1 protein-coding gene is annotated in these 747 nt (G+C 59.8%); it reads left to right on the plus strand.

What is annotated here, in order from left to right; all coding sequences use genetic code 11:
- Positions 1-46: 46 nt before the first annotated feature.
- On the plus strand, positions 47-747 hold a 701-nt coding region (locus IVA78_RS06770; protein WP_247464874.1), incomplete at its 3' end, for an IS110 family transposase.

Genomic DNA, 747 nt, shown 5'->3' on the forward strand with positions numbered 1-747 from the left:
TAGCGAGGCTGCGCCGGCCGTAAAGCGCAAGCTGACGCGCCGAACAATGCGCGAGTTTTTCTCGAAGATCGAGCCGTGCCGCGTTGGCATGGAGGCTTGCGGCTCAGCGCACTATTGGGCGCGCGAACTAAAGGCGATGGGACATGATGTGTCTCTGATGCCGCCCGCCTACACAAAACCATATGTCAAGCGGGGTAAGAACGATGCCGTCGATGCGGAGGCCATATGTGAAGCGGTCTCGCGACCTGCCATGCGCTTTGTGCCGATCAAGAGCGCTGATCAGCAAGCGACACTGATGCTGCACAAGACGCGCGAGCTGCTCGTCAAACAGCGAACGATGAGCGTGAACGCTCTACGTGGCCACCTAGCCGAATTCGGTCTTGTCGTCGCCAAGGGCACCGGCCGCGTCGACGAGCTTTTAGACCTCGCAGAAGCCGACACGACTCTTCCGGACGCCGCTGTCATGGCTGCAAGGGTTCTCGGTCAGCAAATTGATGCACTCGGAAGCGCGCTCGATGATTTGGAGAGGGAGATCGCCAAGGCCCACGCGCGAAGCGAGACGAGCCGTTCGCTCGGAGAAATTCCCGGCGTTGGCAAGCTTGTTGCCTCGGTAATTGCAGCCAGTGTACCGGACCCAAGCGTATTCAATTCGGGGCGGGATTTTGCTGCCTGGCTCGGGCTGACGCCCAGGCAAATTTCGAGTGGGGGTAAACCGACTCTCGGAAGCATCACCAAGGCGGGTAATCG

Origin of the sequence: Bradyrhizobium sp. 137 (assembly GCF_023074095.1) — a bacterium.
Classification (GTDB): domain Bacteria; phylum Pseudomonadota; class Alphaproteobacteria; order Rhizobiales; family Xanthobacteraceae; genus Bradyrhizobium.